This window comes from Rahnella sp. PAMC25559 (assembly GCF_050632365.1).
Taxonomy (GTDB): Bacteria; Pseudomonadota; Gammaproteobacteria; order Enterobacterales; family Enterobacteriaceae; genus Rahnella; species Rahnella rivi.
In genome coordinates, this window is sequence record NZ_CP192543.1 from 3,294,218 (window position 1) to 3,311,957 (window position 17,740).

Here is a 17,740-nt window from a genome sequence, read left to right on the forward strand (position 1 = left end):
ACACCGGCCTTAGGGGTGGCTTATCGCCGCCACCCCTAAGAACCCCGGGCTCTTTTCACTGCGCGCTATCGCTCGCTGGCTATGTTTCAGAAACTCCTCCTATTGCCGCAAAATCCCGCCGCTGCGCGGTGCCCTCCGCTCGGGTTACAACCCGCGCAAAAACACGCGCGGTTTTCCACCACTCCCTCCGGCGTGATTTTTGAGCGCGGCCAATGGCTATGTAATTCAAATGATTATTGAGACTTAATTTTCTGATTTATTTCTGAGTTATAAAGTCGAAAACGGTGAGGTTGTGCTTTAAGAAGCCTCTGGCCGCGCTCAAAACGACGTCGAATGAACGGTGAGAAACCGCGAGGGTGTTTTTCCGAGCGGGTTCGAACCTGAAATGAGAGGACCGCGTAGCGGCGGAGTTTGCGGCAATAGCCGGAGCCGCTGGAATATAGCCAGCGAGCGGCAGCGCGCAGTGAAAGAGCCTGGGATTCTTAAGGGGGGCGGCGATAAGCCCCCCTTAAGGCCCGTTTGGGCGGCGAGCCCAAGGTTTTGACGTTGGAGTATTCACAGATGCCTCTGAAAAATAGCCCGCGAGCGGCAGTCCGCAGTGAAAAGAGCCTGGGATTCTTAAGGGGGGCGGCGATAAGCCCCCCTTAAGGCCGGTGTGGGTGGCAACCCACGGTGTTGACCTTGAAGTTATCTCTAAACTCCGCCCCCGCCCCGACTCAACCTATGTTTATGCCCTTTCATCAGCCCCAGCGATGCTGAATACGCCGCGCCTTCGTCTCCTGCCATGATCGCTTCATAAATTCTTTTATGCTCATTGAGGCACATGCCGCCTTCTTTGGAGGAGTATTCAAAGAACCATTTGAAAATGGTGGTCAGCACATTGCCGAACGGAACATAGAAACAGTTGCCGGATGAGATGAAAATCATCCGGTGGAACTGGGTGTCGATCTCCACCCAGGCCTGCGCGTCGAAGTTCTCCGAGACGTGGCACATCTGGCGATAAATACGCGACAGTTCAATGCGCTGCTCTTTGCTGGCATTCACGGCCGCCAGCGCGGTGGCGTGCGGTTCGATGGCTTTGCGAAACTCCAGAAACTGGTGATAAATCTCTTCCGTCGCTTCCATGCCCTGCATCCATTCCAGCAGTTGCGGGTCGAGCATGTTCCATTGCGCACGCTCTTTTACCCTGGTGCCGATTTTTGGACGTGATTCCAGCAGCCCTTTAGACGTGAGCAATTTCAGCGCTTCACGCAGGGCCGTGCGGCTGACACCGAACTGTTCGCCGAGCTCGATTTCACTCGGCAAAATGGCACCGGAAGCCAGTTCGCCGGAGAGAATTTTACGGGCGATATCGCGGGCAATGTGGGTGTTCAGCCCACGCGTCATGCCTGCGGCGGTTTCAAACTGCATCGTCATACTCTTCCCTTTTTCAGTGCAGATTGCCGACAGCATAGTTCAGGCGGAGGCACGCTGCATGCGCCCTCCGCTTTGAAACTGAAGAACTGTGCGCTACGGCGCCATCTGCCCGCCGTTAATGTCTAAGATCTGGCCGGTGATGTAGCCGCTGCACGCGTGCGAGGCGAAAAACAGGAAGCTGGGTGCCAGCTCCTCGCTGGTGCCAAAGCGCCCCATGGCGATCGAACCGGCGATTTTCTCCCGCACTTCAGCGCTTTTATCCGCGTGGAAAACGGTGTCGATGGTGCCCGGCGAAATCACGTTGAAACGGATGTTATCTTTGGTGAACTCTTTCACCCAGTTACGGTGAACGTTGTGCAGCCAGGCTTTGGACGCCGCGTACAAGCTGGCACCGGGGCCGCCGCCTTCGCGCCCGGCGATGGAACCGGTGCTGATCACCGAAGTGGTTTTACCGCTTTCTTTCGCCGAATGACGCAGATGCGGAATGGCGTATTTCGTGACCATCAGCGCCGAGCGGGCATTGAGATCCATGACATGGTCGTAAAAATCGTCGTCAATGCTTTCCAGCCCCTGACGTCCGCCCAGACCGCCCGCGTTATTGATGAGAACGTCAAGGCCACCAAAATGTTCGACGAAGCGCGATACCAGCGCCTCGCACTCGGCGGACCGGGTGACGTCTGCGCCAAAATAGACCACTTCGCCGCCGTGACTTTCAATTTCCGACGCCAGCTGGTTGAGGCTGGCATCGTGGCGATGGCCGTTAATGCCGACCTTAGCCCCCGCCGCCGCAAAAGCTTTGGCCGCCGCCAGACCGATACCTTTGGTTGAACCGGTAATCAAAACTCGCTGACCTTTTAAATCGTTAAACATGATGACTCCTTCATTATTCAGGGATGTTCAGAGGTGTGTCGGGTTGCCACGCCACGCTGAACGCGTTGGCAGACGTCGGCGCGGCGCGGTTGTTGATGCGAACGCTCAGCGTCCGCTGTGAGGCAAAGCCGATAGTCAGTGCCGTGTGCTCATCGTCATGGCTGACCACGCTGACGCGCTCAACCTTTCCGCGCGCGTCCACCGAGGTTTCGCTGGCCTCGTCGAAATAGCCATGCGTTTCAAATACGCTGGCGAAAATCGCCCGGCTGCCGTGGGTTCGCAACAACAGTGCCGGTTCATTACGCAGGTTAAAATGAGGATCCTGCGCTCCCGTGCGGGCGACAATCAGCTCGCCACCGTCCGGAAAGGCGCTGATCATCGTGCGGTAGGCATCGCCGTCGAGCCAGCTGAATAAAGCCGACTCTCCCGCCGCCACCGCGCCGCGGGCGCAATCCCACAGATGCTGATAACCGTGGTTTTCACCCAGCGGTTTCAGGTGCTCTGCCACCGCCAGCGTCACGTCGCTGCGCACAAACTGGCCGAGGTGATGCAGGCAATAATCATAGCGATGCGCCTGCGCACTGATCAGACGGAAAACATCGACGATAAGCGGCGCACTGCACTCCGGCAGTTGCAGCATCAGCACGGTGCGCTGCTGATCGACGCCGGGGTAATAGTCATGCAGCCGGGCACTCATGCCCTGTCCTGCCGGGTTATCGGTCACGAAGAAATGCTGCTCGCCCCAGCGGGTTTCGGCCTCCAGACTGTGCCCGCCGTTCTGGCTCTGCTCATCCACCACCACGGTGTTGTGCGCGACGGTTTGTTTGCAGTAGCTGTTGTTCTCGGGAATGTAGCGACCGCCAAATTTCGGCTCGACGTTTACCCAGCGGCCAAAGCCGTAGTCACGTAAATATTCGCGCCCGCGGCTGAACAGGCTGAGATGCAGGCCGTCGAAATGGCCGTGGTTGAGCGCCGAATGCAGACGCGGAATGCTGCCATGCTGGCCGTACCACATCAGCGCCATCTCCTGACCGGGAGTGCGCAAAATCCCCAGACCACCCTGCGTACCTTGCGGACCGTCGCGCAGGGCAACACTTCCCCAGCTCACCGGTGCGGGTGGCGTATTTTTCAACGCCGCCGATAAATCGAGCGCCGCCGGGCTGACCCAGACGGTGTTTTGCTGCCGGGCGACGGCCAGCCACTGCGGGTTGTGCGCATAACGGTGATAACAGACGCTGGCAGCGATCACCGCGCCCTCGTCACCGATACCCATGGTTTTGGAGGCGTCGTTAAGCGCAGGCCAGATGCCGTCGGGAAACGCGGTCTGCATCAGCGCTTCGCAGGTTTTACGGATGATCTGATCGCGGAAGGCGTAAATCTGTAATTCCGGCTGACGGCGTTCGATGACTTCCGCCAGCATCAGCAGCGGGCGCAGCGCAAAGCGGTGATAATACGGCCCTTCGATGTAATAGCCGTCCGGTGAAAACAGCTGGCCGAGCTGGGCGAAAAATCCGCCGCTGTCGCTGTCGCCTTTCAGCCCGTAAAGGGCTTTTTCGACCAGTGACGGAGAGTCAAGGGCATAGCCGCTGAAAGCGGCAGCGGCCACCGACCAGATGCCGTGGTTGTGCACGATATCGAAATCTTTGCTGTGCCGGTTGAGCGCATCGTCGGCCATCACGCGGAACAGGCCCGCTTCGATGTGTTCACGCTGACCGGCGTCAAGCGTGGGGATCAGGCAGTGGTAGCCTTCGACAGTGTACAACCAGAACATGTTTTCGTTCAGCGTCTGGTGGAACAACCGCCCCGGCGCATTGCTGTCTTTGCTGGTGGCGCTGCCGAGAGAGGGATAAATATCGGCATAGCCGGTGAGCAGCGCCAGCGCGAAATCACGGTAACGCGGCTCGCCGGTGATCAGAAACAGGCGTCCGGCGAGATGGATATAGAGATAATTTTGCTTGTGCTGCGCGTGCTCCGGGCCGCCCGCCTCGCCCTGGCCGGGGATCTGCGGTGCGTTCAGCATGTAATGCTCCAGCGCGGAAATCTGCCCGCGCAGTGTCTCGCCCGCCAGAGAATCCGCGTTAATTTCCGCACGCAATTTTTCCGCCTCATCAGCGGATATCAGCAAAGGCAGCCAGGGTTTCATTTTCCGCTCTCCTGTGGCTGAGGCGCGACATACCCGGTGGCAAACGACGGCAGCGAAAGCAGCCAGGTTTCGCGTTCAGCCTCACGCACCGCGCCACGGGTGACGTCTTCGTGATATCCGCCCGCCATTTTTTTAGTGTTATCCGCTGGCGGTAAAGTGAAGGCCGCGCTGCGGATTTTTTGCTGATAACGCTGCTGGCCGGTGGCGTTATCCGCCCAGGAAAGTAACGGCAGCGGGCGCACACGGATCAGATCGATGGATTTATACGGCCAGGGCACAGCGGGATCGCTAAAGCGCGCCATGAAATCCAGCGAGGTCAGCACACTGCCACCCTGCGGGGTTTTGTAATGCCAGAGATCGATGCCGTTTTTCTGCGCCAGCACCGCCATCATGCTGATCGCCTGCAGGTTGAAATAGCTGTAATGGAAGGAGCGGGTCCGCGCCAGTTCGGCGGGCTGCGTGCCGTCGGGGCGAAGTTGTACGTCGAGTTTGCTTTTCATCAGCGTCGCCATCTCGCCAATCACCGCTTTATCGCCGAGATACCAGGCAATGCCGGAAACCTGCGTAACGTACCAGTTGCCGTGATTGTTCTCAGTCCGCCCCTCTTTTTTGGCGATTTTGCTGCCCTGAAGCCAGTGCAGATACTCCGTCATCCACGCCCGTAACTGCTGTTCATCGTTGTCGCTCCACGCCGGATTACCGCGCAGCAGCACCAGCGAATCGACGATGCGGGTGGAGAAATAGCGCCCGTCCAGCACGCCCGCGTTGCGGCCCGGCGAGATCCCCGGCACGCCCTGCGCGAAATTCAGGTTCGGGTTCATGCGGGTTTGCGGGGTGATAAACCAGGTGCGCAGCAGGCTGGCGGCTTTGTCAGCGTATTTTTGTTCGCCGGAGAAATACCAGGCCAGCGTCAGGTTCTGCACCCGTGCGGTAAAATCCGCCAGCCGCACACCGTCGCTCTGATCATTTTTGCTGGCCGGATTGACGTGACCGTCTTTGCGGATCCACGGCAATCCGTCGGTTTTACTCTCGTCGGGCCACCAGTAGGCGCTCAGGCTGAGATAGTCATGTTTCGAACCGCCGGGCGGCGTCATGCCTTTATCAGTGACGCTGAGGTTGGGTTTTTTCAGCGCCGAATCCGCTGCCGCCAGCAACTGCCGATAGGCCTCAGAGGTCTGCGGGGCGGCGGTGTTGTCATGCAGTTGCTGACGCACAACGTCCATCTGTGCGGTATTCAGAAAGGCCGGTTCTGCCGCCAGTGCGCCTGCGCTGCAAAATGTCATCGCCATCGCGGCGGCGAGCTTTTTTACCCCAAGGGTACGGCACTGAAATAACATCATGCGTTCTCCGGATTACAATGAATGTTCGCTTTAGTACTACAAATAAAGCAATGAATGCTGAGAGGCGCCAGTCAGAATTGGCTTAAAAAGCCACAATACGCCCAACAAGTGACCCGCTTCACAAATCGATAACAAACTAAGCATTTCTTATTTGTCGGACTTTTAATTTCATCACCCTCTTCTACGCTTGCTCAATACATAACCAAAAACACCTCACCTGCAAACGAGAGAGTAACGACAATGGATATCAATGTTCTGGTCATGATCGGTTACTTCGTCTTAATGATTGCCATCAGTTATGCCTTCAAAAAAATGGCATCCGGCTCCTCGAGCCATTACTTTCGCGGCGGCGGACGCATGCTCTGGTGGATGGTCGGCGCCACCGCGTTCATGATCCAGTTCAGCGCCTGGACTTTTACCGGTGCCGCCGGACAGGCTTACCGTTACGGCTTCAACGTGGTCAGCGTGTTTGCCGGTAACGTGTTCGGTTACCTGATCGCCTGGTGGTGGTTCGCCACCCGCTTTCGTCAGTTACGGGTCGATACTGCCACAGAGGCGATCAACCATCGCTTCGGCAAAGGTAACGAACAGTTTTTCACCTGGATGATCATTCCGCTGAGTATTCTGAGTGCCGGTGTGTGGCTGAACAGTCTGGCGGTGTTTGCCAGCGCAGTGTTCAAGCACGACATTACGCTGACGCTGTGGGTGACCGGCGTGGTGGTGCTGGTGATTTCATTGCTGAGCGGCGCATGGGGCGTGGTGGCGAGCGATTTTGTGCAGACGCTGGTGGTGGCGATCATTTCCATCGCCTGCGCGGTGGTGGCGCTGTTTAAAGTCGGCGGACCGGTCAAACTGGTGACCGAATTCCCTTCCGGCTTCTTCACCGGGCCGGACGTCGGGCCGCACTACATCTCGATTCTGGTGGCCTGCTTCCTGTTCTTTTTCATCAAAAATGTGCAGAGCATCAACAACCTCCAGGATTCCTATCGTTTTCTGAATGCCAAAGACAGTTTCAATGCCAAAAAGGCCGCGCTGTTTGCGCTGCTGCTGATGCTGGTCGGCACGATTATCTGGTTTATCCCGCCGTGGGCGGTGGCCATCCTTTATCCGGACGCCGCCACCGCACACCCTGAACTGGGGAAAAACGCCACGGATGCGGTGTATCTGATTTTCGCCGAACGCGCGATGCCGCTCGGCACCGTCGGCCTGCTGATGGCCGGGCTGTTTGCCGCCACCATGTCATCGATGGACTGTGCGCTGAACCGTAACTCGGGGATCTTTGTGCGCAGCTTCTGGACGCCGATCGTCAACCGCAACGGCGAGCGCAGCGACAAATATCAGCTGCGCGTCGGCCAGATCGCCTGCGTGGTCAACGGCGTGCTGGTGATTCTGGTGGCGCAATATATGCACACGATGCAGACCGTCAGCCTGTTCGACCTGATGATGAAAGTCGGTACGCTGATGCAGGCGCCGATCGTGGTGCCGCTGTTCCTCGGGGTGTTTATCCGTAAAACGCCGGACTGGGCGGGTTGGGTCACCGTATTGTTCGGGCTGTGCGTGTCTTACATCGTCGCCAATGTGTTCACCGCGCCGGACGTCGCCCGGCTCGCCGGCATTACGCTGACCGCACGTGAGCTGCTGGATGTGGCGATCATGTGGAACATCTTCTCGCATCTGGTGTTTACCGGCGGCTTCTTCTGCCTGACCACCCTGTTCTATCGCGAAGCCAACACGGCGCGCGAAACTCAGCGCAAACAGTTCTTCATCGACATGGAAACCCCGGTGTATGCCGACAACGAACAGGATGAATTCGACCGCCTGCAACGGGATAAAATCGGGCGGATCTCCATGTACATGGGTGCCGGATTACTGCTGATGGTCCTGGTGCCAAACCCGCTGTGGGGACGGATTCTGTTCCTGCTCTGCGCCCTGTCGATTCTTGTTTTCGGCTGGATTTTGCACCGCAGCGCAGAAAAAGGCATGAATGCCGCTAAAGCAGAGAAAGCAGCGGCGGCAGATAAGGTCAAAATCGTGGCGTCGCAACGCTAAGGCGTCGCGTGTTTAACCCATAAAAAAACCCGCCTGGTGAGGCGGGTTCAGATTTCGGAAAAAACAGACATAAAGCGATATTACTTTGGCAGTTCCGTCACTTGTTTGACTTCAGTTTTACTGATTTGCTGTTTCACACCATTTGCATCGGTATATTCCAGTAAGCCAGTTTCAGCTTCTTTCGGTTTTCCGTCGCTGATGATGGTACGGGCATCATTGGTCTGAATGGCATAACTCGTGCGGGTGCAGCCTGACAACGCTGCGACACTGATTAATGCGGCAAGTGGCAAAATCAATTTCCTGTTCATCGTTCTCTCCTTTGTCATTGTTGACCTGAAAAATTAGTTATCCAGTTCGCTCATGTTTTTAACCTGATCACGGTTAATCTGCTCTGTCTTACCTGTCTCTGCATTTTTGTACGACACCAGACCGGTATCGTCATCGACCTGTGGTTTTCCGTCCGTTACGATGGTTTTTCCGTCCGTCGTTTTTATTGCCTGATTCGAGGCGCAGCCTGCAACAAACAGTATTGAGACGGCGGCCAGCGATGCGGCAATAAGGTTTTTCCTTTTCATATCTTCCCTCCTGAATTGGGGTTTTGACTTAACAATTAGTCTATTAACTATAGTCACGAATTTCACATTCAGCCCAAAATCAGACAAACGGAAGTTTTTTGGCTGTTTTTTGGACGCAAAAAAAGCGGGTTTTCACAAAAATCCACCTGACAGCAGGCACCAAAATCCGTACCCTACTGCGCATAGACACTGGCGGCCTGTGCGCCGCGATTTTGCGAAAGAGAAATTTGTGACAAGTCCAATTCAGAAAGAAAAATACAACATTGATAAACTGCAAAAGCGCCTGCGTCGTGACGTCGGTAAAGCGATTGCGGATTTCGGAATGATCGAAGAAGGCGACCGCATTATGGTCTGCCTGTCAGGCGGTAAAGACAGTTACACCATGCTGGAAATTTTGCGCAATCTGCAAAAAAGCGCACCGGTGAATTTCTCCCTGATTGCCGTCAATCTTGACCAGAAACAACCGGGTTTCCCGGCGCATATTCTCCCTGAATATTTGCAGGAACTGGGCGTGGAATATCAGATTGTCACCGAAGACACTTATGCGATCGTCAAAGATAAGATCCCGGAAGGCAAAACCACCTGCTCCCTCTGCTCACGTCTGCGCCGCGGCATTTTATACCGCACCGCCACAGAGCTTGGGTGTACCAAAATCGCGCTCGGCCATCACCGCGACGATATTCTGCAAACATTGTTCCTCAACATGTTCTACGGCGGCAAGCTGAAAGGTATGCCACCGAAACTGATGAGCGATGACGGTAAACATATCGTGATCCGCCCGCTGGCGTACTGCCGCGAGAAAGACATCGAACGTTTCGCGATTGCCCGTGAATACCCGATCATTCCTTGTAATCTGTGCGGTTCGCAGCCAAACCTGCAACGCCAGGTGATCGGCGACATGCTGAAAGACTGGGATAAAAAGTATCCGGGTCGCATCGAAACCATGTTCAGCGCGATGCAAAATGTGGTGCCTTCACATCTTAATGATATGAATCTTTTTGATTTTAAAGGGATTCAGCATGGCAGCGACGTGGTAGACGGCGGTGATCTGGCATTCGACCGGGAAGAGATCCCGATGCAGCCGGTCGGCTGGCAGCCGGAAGACGATGAAACCGTCGCGGTGGTTGAGCGTCTGAACGTGCTGGAAATTAAATAATCTTCAGGCGTTAACCGTTTAGAGTTGAAAGCCCGCCGCCTGTGCGGGCTTTTGCATTTTCAGCACAGATCGACGGTGTCGGTCCAGTTGTAATTAGTCATCACCAGTTTCACCGGCAGGCTGATTTCGCCGAACCGCTGATGTTGATTTTCATGGAAAAAATCCCGCAGGGTGGAAGGCAAATATTGAGCGCTGTAGCGCAGCAAAGTGCTGTGCCAGAATATTTGCGGGATGGCCGCGCCTGGATAGCGATCTTTAATTTTTCCCGCCCACGGCGTCCCCAGTAAATATTCCACCAGCGACTGCCTGACCCGCAAACTTTCCTCATCGGGAATGCCCGCCAGCAAAAGCTGATCCGCCAGTGCCACCAGCCGCAGATCGCTTATACGCATCACATGCCCCGCACAATGCTGCCTGAAGATGTCAGTCAGTTCCGCCAGACCTTCTGCCTCTTCCGGCCGGTCATACAACGCCTGTGTGATGGCGAAAAAGGTAAAGTGCATACCCTCGGGCGGCGCGATATCGGCCAGCGGATCGCCTTGCGCTGCGTGTTCTGCGCGGGCTAATAACCCCGCCATCGACGCGCCGGCCCGGTTGCCGCTGGTAATCGCCAGCCGGGTGGGATGATAGAAAGGCGCGGATCTGACCTCCCCCGTCTGCGGATGTGCCTGCCATAAACCCAGCGTCCGCCGGGTCGTCTCTTCGTATGCCTGATGGATCATTTTTCCGGTATGCAAGACAAACTCCTGACCGCAAGTGTTGAGAGCCCTGTGGCAAAAATGCCCTTTGAAAAAGCTAACCGCACATAAACCTCAAAAAGATTGAGCCAAATCAACATTGGAACTGCTGAATCGGTGCACTATCCATTCCGCAGGTGAATGCAACGTCAAGCGATGGGCGTTGTGCTCCATATTGTCTTATTTCCAAATTTTTAGAATTAATGCATAGCACTTTTTGATTCGAACGACGCCGGTCTTATGACCGGCTTTTTTTTGATTTTTTTTCAGCAAAACACGCACTACAGCCAGCGACTTTTCTTCAGCCACCAGGCCACACCGCCCACCAGCACGACCAGCGACACGCAGAAAATCGTAAAGCCTAAATGGGATTCATTGCCGGGGATCCCGCCAAGGTTGACGCCAAACAGCCCGGTCAGGAAGGTGGTCGGCAGGAAAACCATCGCCAGCATCGACATCGTGTAAGTGCGGCGGTTAAGGGAATCGGCCATCAGGGAACTAATTTCGTCAGAAAGCACGGCCGTGCGGGCGATACTGCCGTCGAGATCGTCCAGCCCGCGCCCCAAACGGTCAGAGATTTCCTGCATCAGACGGCGTTCGTCGTCATTCATCCAGGGCAAACGCTCGCTGGAAAGACGGGAAAACACATCGCGCTGGGGAGCCATGTACCGGCGCAGAACAATCAGTTGTTTACGCAACAACGCCATCTGGCCGCGCTCCGGCACCTGTTGTTCCATCAGGTCATCTTCGATATCAATGATTTTATCGTGCAAATCTTCGATAAAATCGCTGGTGTGATCGGTCAGCGCATCACACATTTCCACCAGCCAGCTGCCGGTATTCTTCGGCCCGCTGCCCTGCTGCATGTCATTGATCATCTCTTCCATGGAGAACACTTTGCGGTGACGCGTGGAGACGATCATTTTATCGGTGAGATACACGCGAATGGTGACCAGCTGATCAGGCCGCGAATCCGCGTTGAGATTGATACTGCGCAGGGTGATAAGCGTCCCCTCGCCCATACGAATGACTTTCGGACGCACGCTGTCACCGGCCAGTGCCTCGCGGACGGCGTCCGGCAAGACAGGCGTGGTGTTGATCCAGTTTTCACTCTGCGGGCGGGTATAATCCAGATGCAGCCAGCACGGTTTTTCCTCCGTGGCAACGCACTGCGCGCTGATATCATTCACACCGCCCTGACCGTCGAGCTGGAAGGAATACACAGCATCGGGTACCTGTAGTTCTTTTCCCTTGATGACTTCCACGATGTTCCTCGCCTTCATTCTCAAATTCTGTTCAGTGTAACGTTAAGTGCCTGAAGTTCAAAAACTCAACCCTGCGGTGATTTATCCACTTTACGTTACAGGGCCACCCGCATTTCTGCCAGTTCGGGCATCACACTGCGCATGACGTCGAAGAACTTGCGCAACCGCGCCGGATAATACGTGGCGTAGGGATAAACCAGATAGACCGGCAGCGGCAAGGCATTCCAGCCCGGCAGAACCCGCTGCAACCGCCCTTCGGCAATGTCGTCATTTACCACCCAAGCGGAGACGATTGCCGCCCCCAGCCCGGTGAGCGCGGCTTTGCGAACGGCATAAAGGCTGTCTGTCGCCATTCGCGGCGAAATGACACAACTTTCGGTGATGTCATCGCTGTCGTGACGCAGCGTCACCTCATTGCGGTAAAAAGTGCTGAACGCGATCCACGGCAGTCGCCCCAGCTCGCTCACCTGCGTCACCGGATGCTGCTGCAATAATTCCGGCGTGGCCACCACAATCCGCGGAACCTCTGCCAGCAGGATCGCCACCATCGACGGATCCGCTACGTTACCCACCTGGATCGCGCAGTCGATATCTTCTGACAGGAAATCCGGCGTGCGGTCGTTGAGCATCCAGTCAATCGTCACGTTGGGATAGCGCTGTAAATAGCGCGTCAGCGGTTCAATCATCTGATCCTGACCAAAGGCATGGGGCGCACGAACGCGCAGCGTGCCCACGGGTTCATCACCCGCTCCGCTCAGCTGATCTTCCAGCGCCGCCCAGTGTTCGAGTAATAATTTTGCCTGCTGATAACAACGTTCGCCGTCGTCGGTGAGTTTCATCGCATGGGTGGTACGCAGGATGAGTTTTGCGCCCAACAGGCGTTCCAGCGACTGCAACCTGCGGCTGACGGTCGGCTGGCTGGTGGTCAATTGAATGGCCGCCGCCGAAAGGCTGCCACTTTCGACAATCCGGATAAATGTTTGCATCAGATCGATGCGGTCAATGCCGCTGGTGAGAGGTGTATTCATACGTCCCGCGTATAACAGTTTTACCTTACCGCAGCCTACCACTCATAACCATTCAGGTGAAGAATGCATTCCTGGTTACCTCATTCACTCAGGAATACATAATGTCCGATATTATTGCTGCAAAACCGGCAGAACCCGAATCTGCACTGTCAGGCAAAATCATTTTTACTCTGGCGGCGGGAGCCGGCCTGAGTGTGGCCTCGATTTATTACAGCCAGCCGATGCTGGGGATTATGGGCAGCCATCTGCATGCCAGCACAACATCAGTGGGCCTGATCCCCACGCTGACGCAGGCAGGATACGCGCTGGGCATTTTGTTTCTGATCCCGCTGGGTGACCGTCACGACCGCCGCACGATCATTTTGCTGAAAAGCATTTTGCTGGCCGCCGCGCTGCTGCTGTGCGGGTTTGTGCCCGGTATTCACGGGCTGCTGGCGGCAAGCCTCATCACCGGCATTGGCGCGACCATGGCACAGGACATTGTGCCCGCCTCAGCGCACCTCGCGCCGGCGGCACAGCGGGGTAAAACGGTGGGCACGGTGATGACCGGATTGCTGGTCGGGATCCTGCTCTCCCGCGTGGTCAGCGGGTTTGTGGCCGAATATTTTGGCTGGCGGGTGATGTATCAGCTCGCGGCAATCAGCGTGGCGCTGATAGGTTTTGCGCTGTGGCGCGTGCTGCCCCGCTTTACCCCTGCGACGCGCATCAGCTATGCCGCGCTGATGCACTCGATGTTTGGTCTGTGGAAACACTATAAAACGCTGCGCCGTGCCGCGCTGGCTCAGGGTTTGCTCTCCGTGGCGTTCAGTGCGTTCTGGTCCACACTCGCCATCATGCTTAATGACACGTATCACCTGGGCAGTGCCGTGGCCGGAGCTTTTGGTCTTGCCGGTGCCGCCGGTGCGCTGGCAGCGCCGCTGGCCGGGGCGTTAGCGGACAAAAAAGGCCCGGCCAGGGTGACGCAAATCGGCGCGGCACTGGTGATGGTTTCCTTTGCCGCGATGTTTCTGCTGCCCTTGTTGTCGCCCCATGGGCAACTGGCGTTAATTGTGCTCAGCGCGGTCGGCTTCGATTTAGGGATCCAGGCCACTCTGGTGGCCCATCAAACCCTGGTTTACGGCCTTGAACCTGCCGCGCGTGGCCGTCTTAATGCCCTGCTGTTCACCGTGGTGTTTATCGGCATGTCGGCGGGTGCGGCGCTCGGCAGTAAAGCCCTCGAGGCGGGCGGCTGGGCGGGCGTCGTGCTGCTGGCAACGGTGGCCGCCGCCGCGGCGCTTATCGTGCGTTTGATCAGCCGCAACGGGTAAAGTGTTTGCTGGCACATAAAAAAAGCGCCCTGATGTCGGGGCGCTTTTGGCATTTCTGAAGGCTCAGTCATCAGTGTTTGATGATGTACATTTCCTGGCTGTAAGCCACGTCTTCAGGGTTTTCAATCGGATAACCTTTCACCCAGGGTTTGATCAGGCGACCGTTGGTGTACTGATAAATCGGCGCGATCGGTGCCTGTTCGGCGATGATCTGTTCGGCTTTGTTGTAATCGTCATTACGGCGCGCGTCGTTAGTTTCACGGCTGGCGTCGGCGATGGCTTTGTCGTAGTCGGCGTTGCTGAATTTGCTGATGTTGCTGTTGTGCGTTGAGGTTAACAGCGACAGGAACGTCGAGGCTTCATTGTAATCCCCCACCCACGAGGCGCGGATCACGTCGAAATTGCCGGTGTTACGGCTGTCGATGTAGGTTTTCCATTCCTGATTCACCAGTTTAACATCCACACCCAGCGTCTTTTTCCACATTGAGGCGACGGCAATCGCAATCTTCTGATGACTTTCTGAGGTGTTGTACAGCAGCGTCAGATGCAACGGTTTGGCCGGGCCGTAACCCGCCGCCGCCAGCAGCGCTTTGGCCTGCGCATTCAGTTCTTCCTGCGAATATTGCTGCATTTCGCTTTTCACCGGTGTAAACCCGTTCGTCACATCAGGTGTAAAATGCCACGCCGGTTTTTCACCGGTGCCCAGCACCTTATCGGCAATCACGCTGCGATCAATGCTCATCGACAGCGCCAGGCGCACACGGGCGTCATCGGTCGGGGCGCGGCGGGTATTAAAAGCGTAGTAGTAAGTGCCGAGCTGATACGGCGTGTACACCTGCCCCGGAATATCATGCATCAGTTTTTTATACTGATCTTTCGGGAAGGACTCGGTGATGTCGATATCATTGGCCAGATAACGTTTGGTGGCGTTGGACTCTTTGTTGATGGGAACAAAGGTCACTTTGGTCAGCACGGTGCGGGCGTGATCCCAGTAATGTGGATTGGGTTCCAGTTCCAGCTTTTCATTCACCACGCGCGCCTTCAGTACGTAAGCGCCGTTCCCCACCAGATTGCCGGGCTTGGTCCAGTCTTCGCCATATTTCTCCACCGTGGCTTTATGCACCGGGAACAGGCTGAAGTTTGCCAGCAGGCTGACAAAATAAGGCACCGGTTTATCCAGCGTGACGCGCAGCTGCGTCGGGCTGATGGCGGTCACCCCGAGCTTATCCGTCGGCATTTTACCGGCGATGATCGCATCCGCATTCTGGATTCCGGCAAGCCCGGCGAACCACGCGCCGCTCGAGAGGCCTTTGGGATCCACCAGACGCTGCCAGCTGTAAACGAAATCCTGTGCGGTCACCGGATCGCCATTGGACCATTTAGCGTCTTTGCGCAGGGTGAAGATAAACACCTGATTATTTTGGTTCTGCCAGCTTTCAGCGACGCCCGGAATGTTTTTTCCGTGAGCGTCCTGGCTGACCAGCCCTTCGAAAAGATCACGCACCACCTGCGCTTCCGGCAGGCCGATCACTTTGGTCGGATCCAGTGAGGCTGGCTCGTCTTTGATATGCCGGACGATTTCTTGTCTGGCGGCCAGTTGTGTTCCGGCGGGAACGTCTGCGGCGTTAGCCGGGCCGAAGCTCAGTGCGACTAACGCTGCACAGACGGAATATGAGAGGCGCGGAAGCGATTTTCCCTGCGGCATGAATTTCTCCTGACATTCATAAAAACTATGAGCAATGAAGGAGTTGTATCATTTCTTCAATTCATCCCCTATAAGAATTCGCTCCAGTTTTGCCCCCGCGCACAAAAGTGCGACATCCGCCGTAAAATCAGGCAGACCCCGCGACGTCGATCCCGCCACAATGGAACTTCATGGGCGGCTCAACGTCCTGCGCCAGCCAGGTCGGACCGTCGAGATCGATAAACTTCGCGCCAGCCGTCAGTGGTAAAGCGGCGCGAACCGCGCGGGAAGTGCACAACATGCAGCCAAGCATGATTTCAAAGCCCAGCGCGCGTGCCACCTGCGCCAGACGCAGTGCGCCGGTCAGCCCGCCGGTTTTATCCAGCTTGATGTTCACCATCTCGTAGCGCCCTTTCAGCGCCGGTAACCCTTCGACGGTATGGCAGCTTTCATCGGCGCAAATCGGCAGCGGATGGATGAAGTTTTCCAGCGCCGAATCTTCCCCCGCAGGCAGCGGCTGTTCGAGCATCAGAATATCAAGATCGGCCAGCAGCTGGCAGCGCTCGGCCAGCCCGTCACTTTGCCAGGCTTCGTTGGCATCAACAATCAGCGACGCATTGGGCACGGCGGTGCGGATAGCCACCAGACGTTCGGCAATCAGCCGGTCATCGAGTTTGATTTTCAGCAGCGTCGCGCCCTTTTTCTGCAATGCCAGCGCGGCTTCGGCCATCTCTTCCGGCGTACCGATGCTGACGGTTTGCGCCATACTCACCGAGGCGAGAGGTTCCGTACCGGTGAGCTGCCACAAATTCAGGCCGCTGGTTTGTGTTTCCAGATTCCATAACGCCGAATCAAGCGCATTTCGCGCGGCACCGGCGGGCAGCAAATGTTGCAACTGTTCGCGACGCGCACCCTGTTCGATGGCGGTCACGACGCTGGCGATTTGCGCCATCACCGATGCCTCACTTTCGTCATAACGCGCATACGGCGTGCATTCACCCACGCCGCGAATGCCGTTTTCTTCAATTTCAACCGCCACCACCCGCGCTTCAGTGCGGCTGCCACGAGAGATAACAAAGGCGGTATGTAACGGCCAGGCTTCCGGATAAAAGCGAACACTTCTCATAGCGGCTCCCTAAATGGATCAATGCCCGACGGCATACATTCAATGTATACAACTATTTAGCAAATAATCTATATCCAACCTACAATTGTTACCCTAAACTGAAAGCCGTTTGACTCCAATGGACATAGGAATACATCATGACCCAGACAGTACACTTTCAGAGCAACCCGGTTACCGTAGCAGGTAAAATCCCGCAAAAAGGCGACGTCGCCAAGCCTTTCACTCTGGTCGCTAAAGACCTTTCTGATGTCAGCCTGAGCAGCTTCGTGGGCAAGCGTAAAGTCCTGAACATTTTCCCGAGCATTGATACCGGCGTATGCGCCGCGTCCGTGCGTAAATTCAATCAACTGGCAGGCGAAATCGACAACACCGTTGTGCTGTGCATTTCTGCCGATCTGCCGTTTGCACAATCCCGCTTCTGCGGTGCGGAAGGCCTGACCCACGTGGTCACACTTTCCACTCTGCGCGGCGGCGACTTCAAATCTGAATACGGCGTGGCTATCGCTGAAGGCCCGCTGTCTGGCCTGACTGCCCGTGCGGTTGTGGTTCTGGATGGTCAGGACAACGTGCTGTACAGCGAACTGGTTAACGAAATCACCACCGAGCCAGACTATGAGTCTGCGCTGGCAGTATTAAAGTAATAAGCCTGATTTAAAAAAAACGCACCGACATTATATTGTACGGTGCGTTTTTATTCAGACTCCCTGCCGTTACCTCATCTTAATATCGGGAAATAACGGGCTGGTTTTTTTAGATATTCACGCCAGCGGTAACATAGGTATGGCATTCCCCCCCGCAGTGACCGGGCTGAACAATTTAGGTTTTACAAACCACGGTACGCCATAATCAGCCATAGATCCCTGAATGCCGAGATCACTGATGTTGATGAGGTATCCTTTATAAATTCCTTTTATTTAATAAATGATTGAGGCAATGAACTGTCATTTATTACTTTAAGGAGAAATGTCATGATCACGATATTTTCGATATCGCCTGTCAACCACACAACATACTGTGAATATTCTGATGAAGAACGCCGGAGAT

The 17,740-nt window shown here is 55.8% G+C and carries 15 protein-coding genes; 4 read left to right on the forward strand and 11 right to left on the reverse strand.

Annotated elements, in window-relative coordinates; translation table 11 throughout:
- Nucleotides 1–693 precede the first annotated feature (693 nt).
- The 4 genes from ACQZQY_RS16380 to ACQZQY_RS16395 all read right to left on the reverse strand — a co-directional run bounded on the left by ACQZQY_RS16380 (nt 694) and on the right by ACQZQY_RS16395 (nt 5,718).
- On the reverse strand, nt 694–1,416 hold the full coding sequence (locus tag ACQZQY_RS16380; protein ID WP_431296023.1) for a FadR/GntR family transcriptional regulator: 723 nt from the start codon (nt 1,414–1,416) through the stop codon (nt 694–696).
- Nucleotides 1,417–1,509: 93 nt separating this feature from the next.
- The gene (locus tag ACQZQY_RS16385; protein WP_390972164.1) at nt 1,510–2,286 is read right to left on the reverse strand and encodes an SDR family NAD(P)-dependent oxidoreductase; all 777 of its coding nucleotides are present in this window, start codon (nt 2,284–2,286) and stop codon (nt 1,510–1,512) included.
- A 13-nt stretch (nt 2,287–2,299) separates the two neighbouring features.
- A complete protein-coding gene (locus tag ACQZQY_RS16390) occupies nt 2,300–4,429 on the reverse strand; it encodes a heparinase II/III domain-containing protein (RefSeq protein ID WP_431296024.1) in 2,130 nt (709 codons plus the stop codon).
- Nucleotides 4,426–5,718 carry an alginate lyase family protein gene (locus ACQZQY_RS16395; protein WP_431297201.1) on the reverse strand — a complete coding sequence of 431 codons (1,293 nt, stop codon included), beginning with the start codon at nt 5,716–5,718 and terminating at the stop codon, nt 4,426–4,428. Before ACQZQY_RS16395 ends, ACQZQY_RS16390 begins: the two co-directional genes overlap by 4 nt.
- Before the next feature lie 291 nt (nt 5,719–6,009).
- Here ACQZQY_RS16395 and ACQZQY_RS16400 point away from each other — a divergent pair, with 291 nt between their 5' ends.
- Nucleotides 6,010–7,818: a sodium:solute symporter family transporter gene (locus tag ACQZQY_RS16400; RefSeq protein WP_056770378.1), complete on the forward strand. Its 1,809-nt coding sequence runs from the start codon at nt 6,010–6,012 to the stop codon at nt 7,816–7,818.
- 80 nt (nt 7,819–7,898) lie between these two features.
- Here the strand turns inward: ACQZQY_RS16400 and ACQZQY_RS16405 are convergent, their stop codons facing one another.
- Complete coding sequence (locus tag ACQZQY_RS16405) at nt 7,899–8,126, reverse strand: YgdI/YgdR family lipoprotein (protein ID WP_056770375.1); 228 nt, start codon at nt 8,124–8,126, stop codon at nt 7,899–7,901.
- Nucleotides 8,127–8,159: 33 nt separating this feature from the next.
- Complete coding sequence (locus ACQZQY_RS16410; RefSeq protein WP_056770372.1) at nt 8,160–8,393, reverse strand: YgdI/YgdR family lipoprotein; 234 nt, start codon at nt 8,391–8,393, stop codon at nt 8,160–8,162.
- 229 nt (nt 8,394–8,622) lie between these two features.
- On the opposite strand from ACQZQY_RS16410, the gene ttcA reads away from it, so the two are divergent.
- Nucleotides 8,623–9,549 carry a tRNA 2-thiocytidine(32) synthetase TtcA gene (gene ttcA, locus ACQZQY_RS16415; RefSeq protein WP_122095625.1) on the forward strand — a complete coding sequence of 309 codons (927 nt, stop codon included), beginning with the start codon at nt 8,623–8,625 and terminating at the stop codon, nt 9,547–9,549.
- A gap of 59 nt (nt 9,550–9,608) precedes the next feature.
- On the opposite strand, the gene ACQZQY_RS16420 is transcribed toward ttcA, so the two are convergent.
- The 3 genes from ACQZQY_RS16420 to ACQZQY_RS16430 all read right to left on the reverse strand — a co-directional run bounded on the left by ACQZQY_RS16420 (nt 9,609) and on the right by ACQZQY_RS16430 (nt 12,579).
- The gene (locus tag ACQZQY_RS16420; RefSeq protein WP_431296025.1) at nt 9,609–10,286 is read right to left on the reverse strand and encodes a hypothetical protein; all 678 of its coding nucleotides are present in this window, start codon (nt 10,284–10,286) and stop codon (nt 9,609–9,611) included.
- A 281-nt stretch (nt 10,287–10,567) separates the two neighbouring features.
- Nucleotides 10,568–11,551: a zinc transporter ZntB gene (zntB, locus tag ACQZQY_RS16425; protein WP_056771922.1), complete on the reverse strand. Its 984-nt coding sequence runs from the start codon at nt 11,549–11,551 to the stop codon at nt 10,568–10,570.
- 95 nt (nt 11,552–11,646) lie between these two features.
- Nucleotides 11,647–12,579 (reverse strand): LysR family transcriptional regulator, encoded by a 933-nt coding sequence (locus ACQZQY_RS16430; protein ID WP_431296026.1) that lies wholly within the window; start codon nt 12,577–12,579, stop codon nt 11,647–11,649.
- 101 nt (nt 12,580–12,680) lie between these two features.
- Between ACQZQY_RS16430 and ACQZQY_RS16435 the strand changes: the two genes are divergently transcribed.
- Nucleotides 12,681–13,886 (forward strand): MFS transporter, encoded by a 1,206-nt coding sequence (locus ACQZQY_RS16435; protein WP_431296027.1) that lies wholly within the window; start codon nt 12,681–12,683, stop codon nt 13,884–13,886.
- A gap of 70 nt (nt 13,887–13,956) precedes the next feature.
- On the opposite strand, the gene ACQZQY_RS16440 is transcribed toward ACQZQY_RS16435, so the two are convergent.
- Together ACQZQY_RS16440 and ycjG are read right to left on the reverse strand one after the other, a co-directional pair.
- The gene (locus ACQZQY_RS16440) at nt 13,957–15,591 is read right to left on the reverse strand and encodes an ABC transporter substrate-binding protein (protein WP_183847222.1); all 1,635 of its coding nucleotides are present in this window, start codon (nt 15,589–15,591) and stop codon (nt 13,957–13,959) included.
- Between the two features lie 127 nt (nt 15,592–15,718).
- Entirely contained in the window at nt 15,719–16,696 is a 978-nt protein-coding gene (ycjG, locus tag ACQZQY_RS16445) for an L-Ala-D/L-Glu epimerase (protein WP_431296028.1), read from the reverse strand.
- A gap of 137 nt (nt 16,697–16,833) precedes the next feature.
- Between ycjG and tpx the strand changes: the two genes are divergently transcribed.
- Entirely contained in the window at nt 16,834–17,337 is a 504-nt protein-coding gene (gene tpx, locus ACQZQY_RS16450; RefSeq protein WP_122095227.1) for a thiol peroxidase, read from the forward strand.
- The last annotated feature ends 403 nt before the right edge of the window (nt 17,338–17,740 follow it).

Excerpts from the sequence above, each read along its gene's own strand:
- ACQZQY_RS16380 (WP_431296023.1), bottom strand. The coding sequence starts at position 1,416 with ATGACGATGCAGTTTGAAACCGCCGCAGGCATGACGCGTGGGCTGAAC.
- ACQZQY_RS16385 (WP_390972164.1), bottom strand. The coding sequence starts at position 2,286 with ATGTTTAACGATTTAAAAGGTCAGCGAGTTTTGATTACCGGTTCAACC.
- ACQZQY_RS16390 (WP_431296024.1), bottom strand. The coding sequence starts at position 4,429 with ATGAAACCCTGGCTGCCTTTGCTGATATCCGCTGATGAGGCGGAAAAA.
- ACQZQY_RS16395 (WP_431297201.1), bottom strand. The coding sequence starts at position 5,718 with ATGGCGATGACATTTTGCAGCGCAGGCGCACTGGCGGCAGAACCGGCC.
- ACQZQY_RS16400 (WP_056770378.1), top strand. The coding sequence starts at position 6,010 with ATGGATATCAATGTTCTGGTCATGATCGGTTACTTCGTCTTAATGATT.
- ACQZQY_RS16405 (WP_056770375.1), bottom strand. The coding sequence starts at position 8,126 with ATGAACAGGAAATTGATTTTGCCACTTGCCGCATTAATCAGTGTCGCA.
- ACQZQY_RS16410 (WP_056770372.1), bottom strand. The coding sequence starts at position 8,393 with ATGAAAAGGAAAAACCTTATTGCCGCATCGCTGGCCGCCGTCTCAATA.
- ACQZQY_RS16430 (WP_431296026.1), bottom strand. The coding sequence starts at position 12,579 with ATGAATACACCTCTCACCAGCGGCATTGACCGCATCGATCTGATGCAA.
- ACQZQY_RS16435 (WP_431296027.1), top strand. The coding sequence starts at position 12,681 with ATGTCCGATATTATTGCTGCAAAACCGGCAGAACCCGAATCTGCACTG.
- ACQZQY_RS16440 (WP_183847222.1), bottom strand. The coding sequence starts at position 15,591 with ATGCCGCAGGGAAAATCGCTTCCGCGCCTCTCATATTCCGTCTGTGCA.
- ycjG (WP_431296028.1), bottom strand. The coding sequence starts at position 16,696 with ATGAGAAGTGTTCGCTTTTATCCGGAAGCCTGGCCGTTACATACCGCC.
- tpx (WP_122095227.1), top strand. The coding sequence starts at position 16,834 with ATGACCCAGACAGTACACTTTCAGAGCAACCCGGTTACCGTAGCAGGT.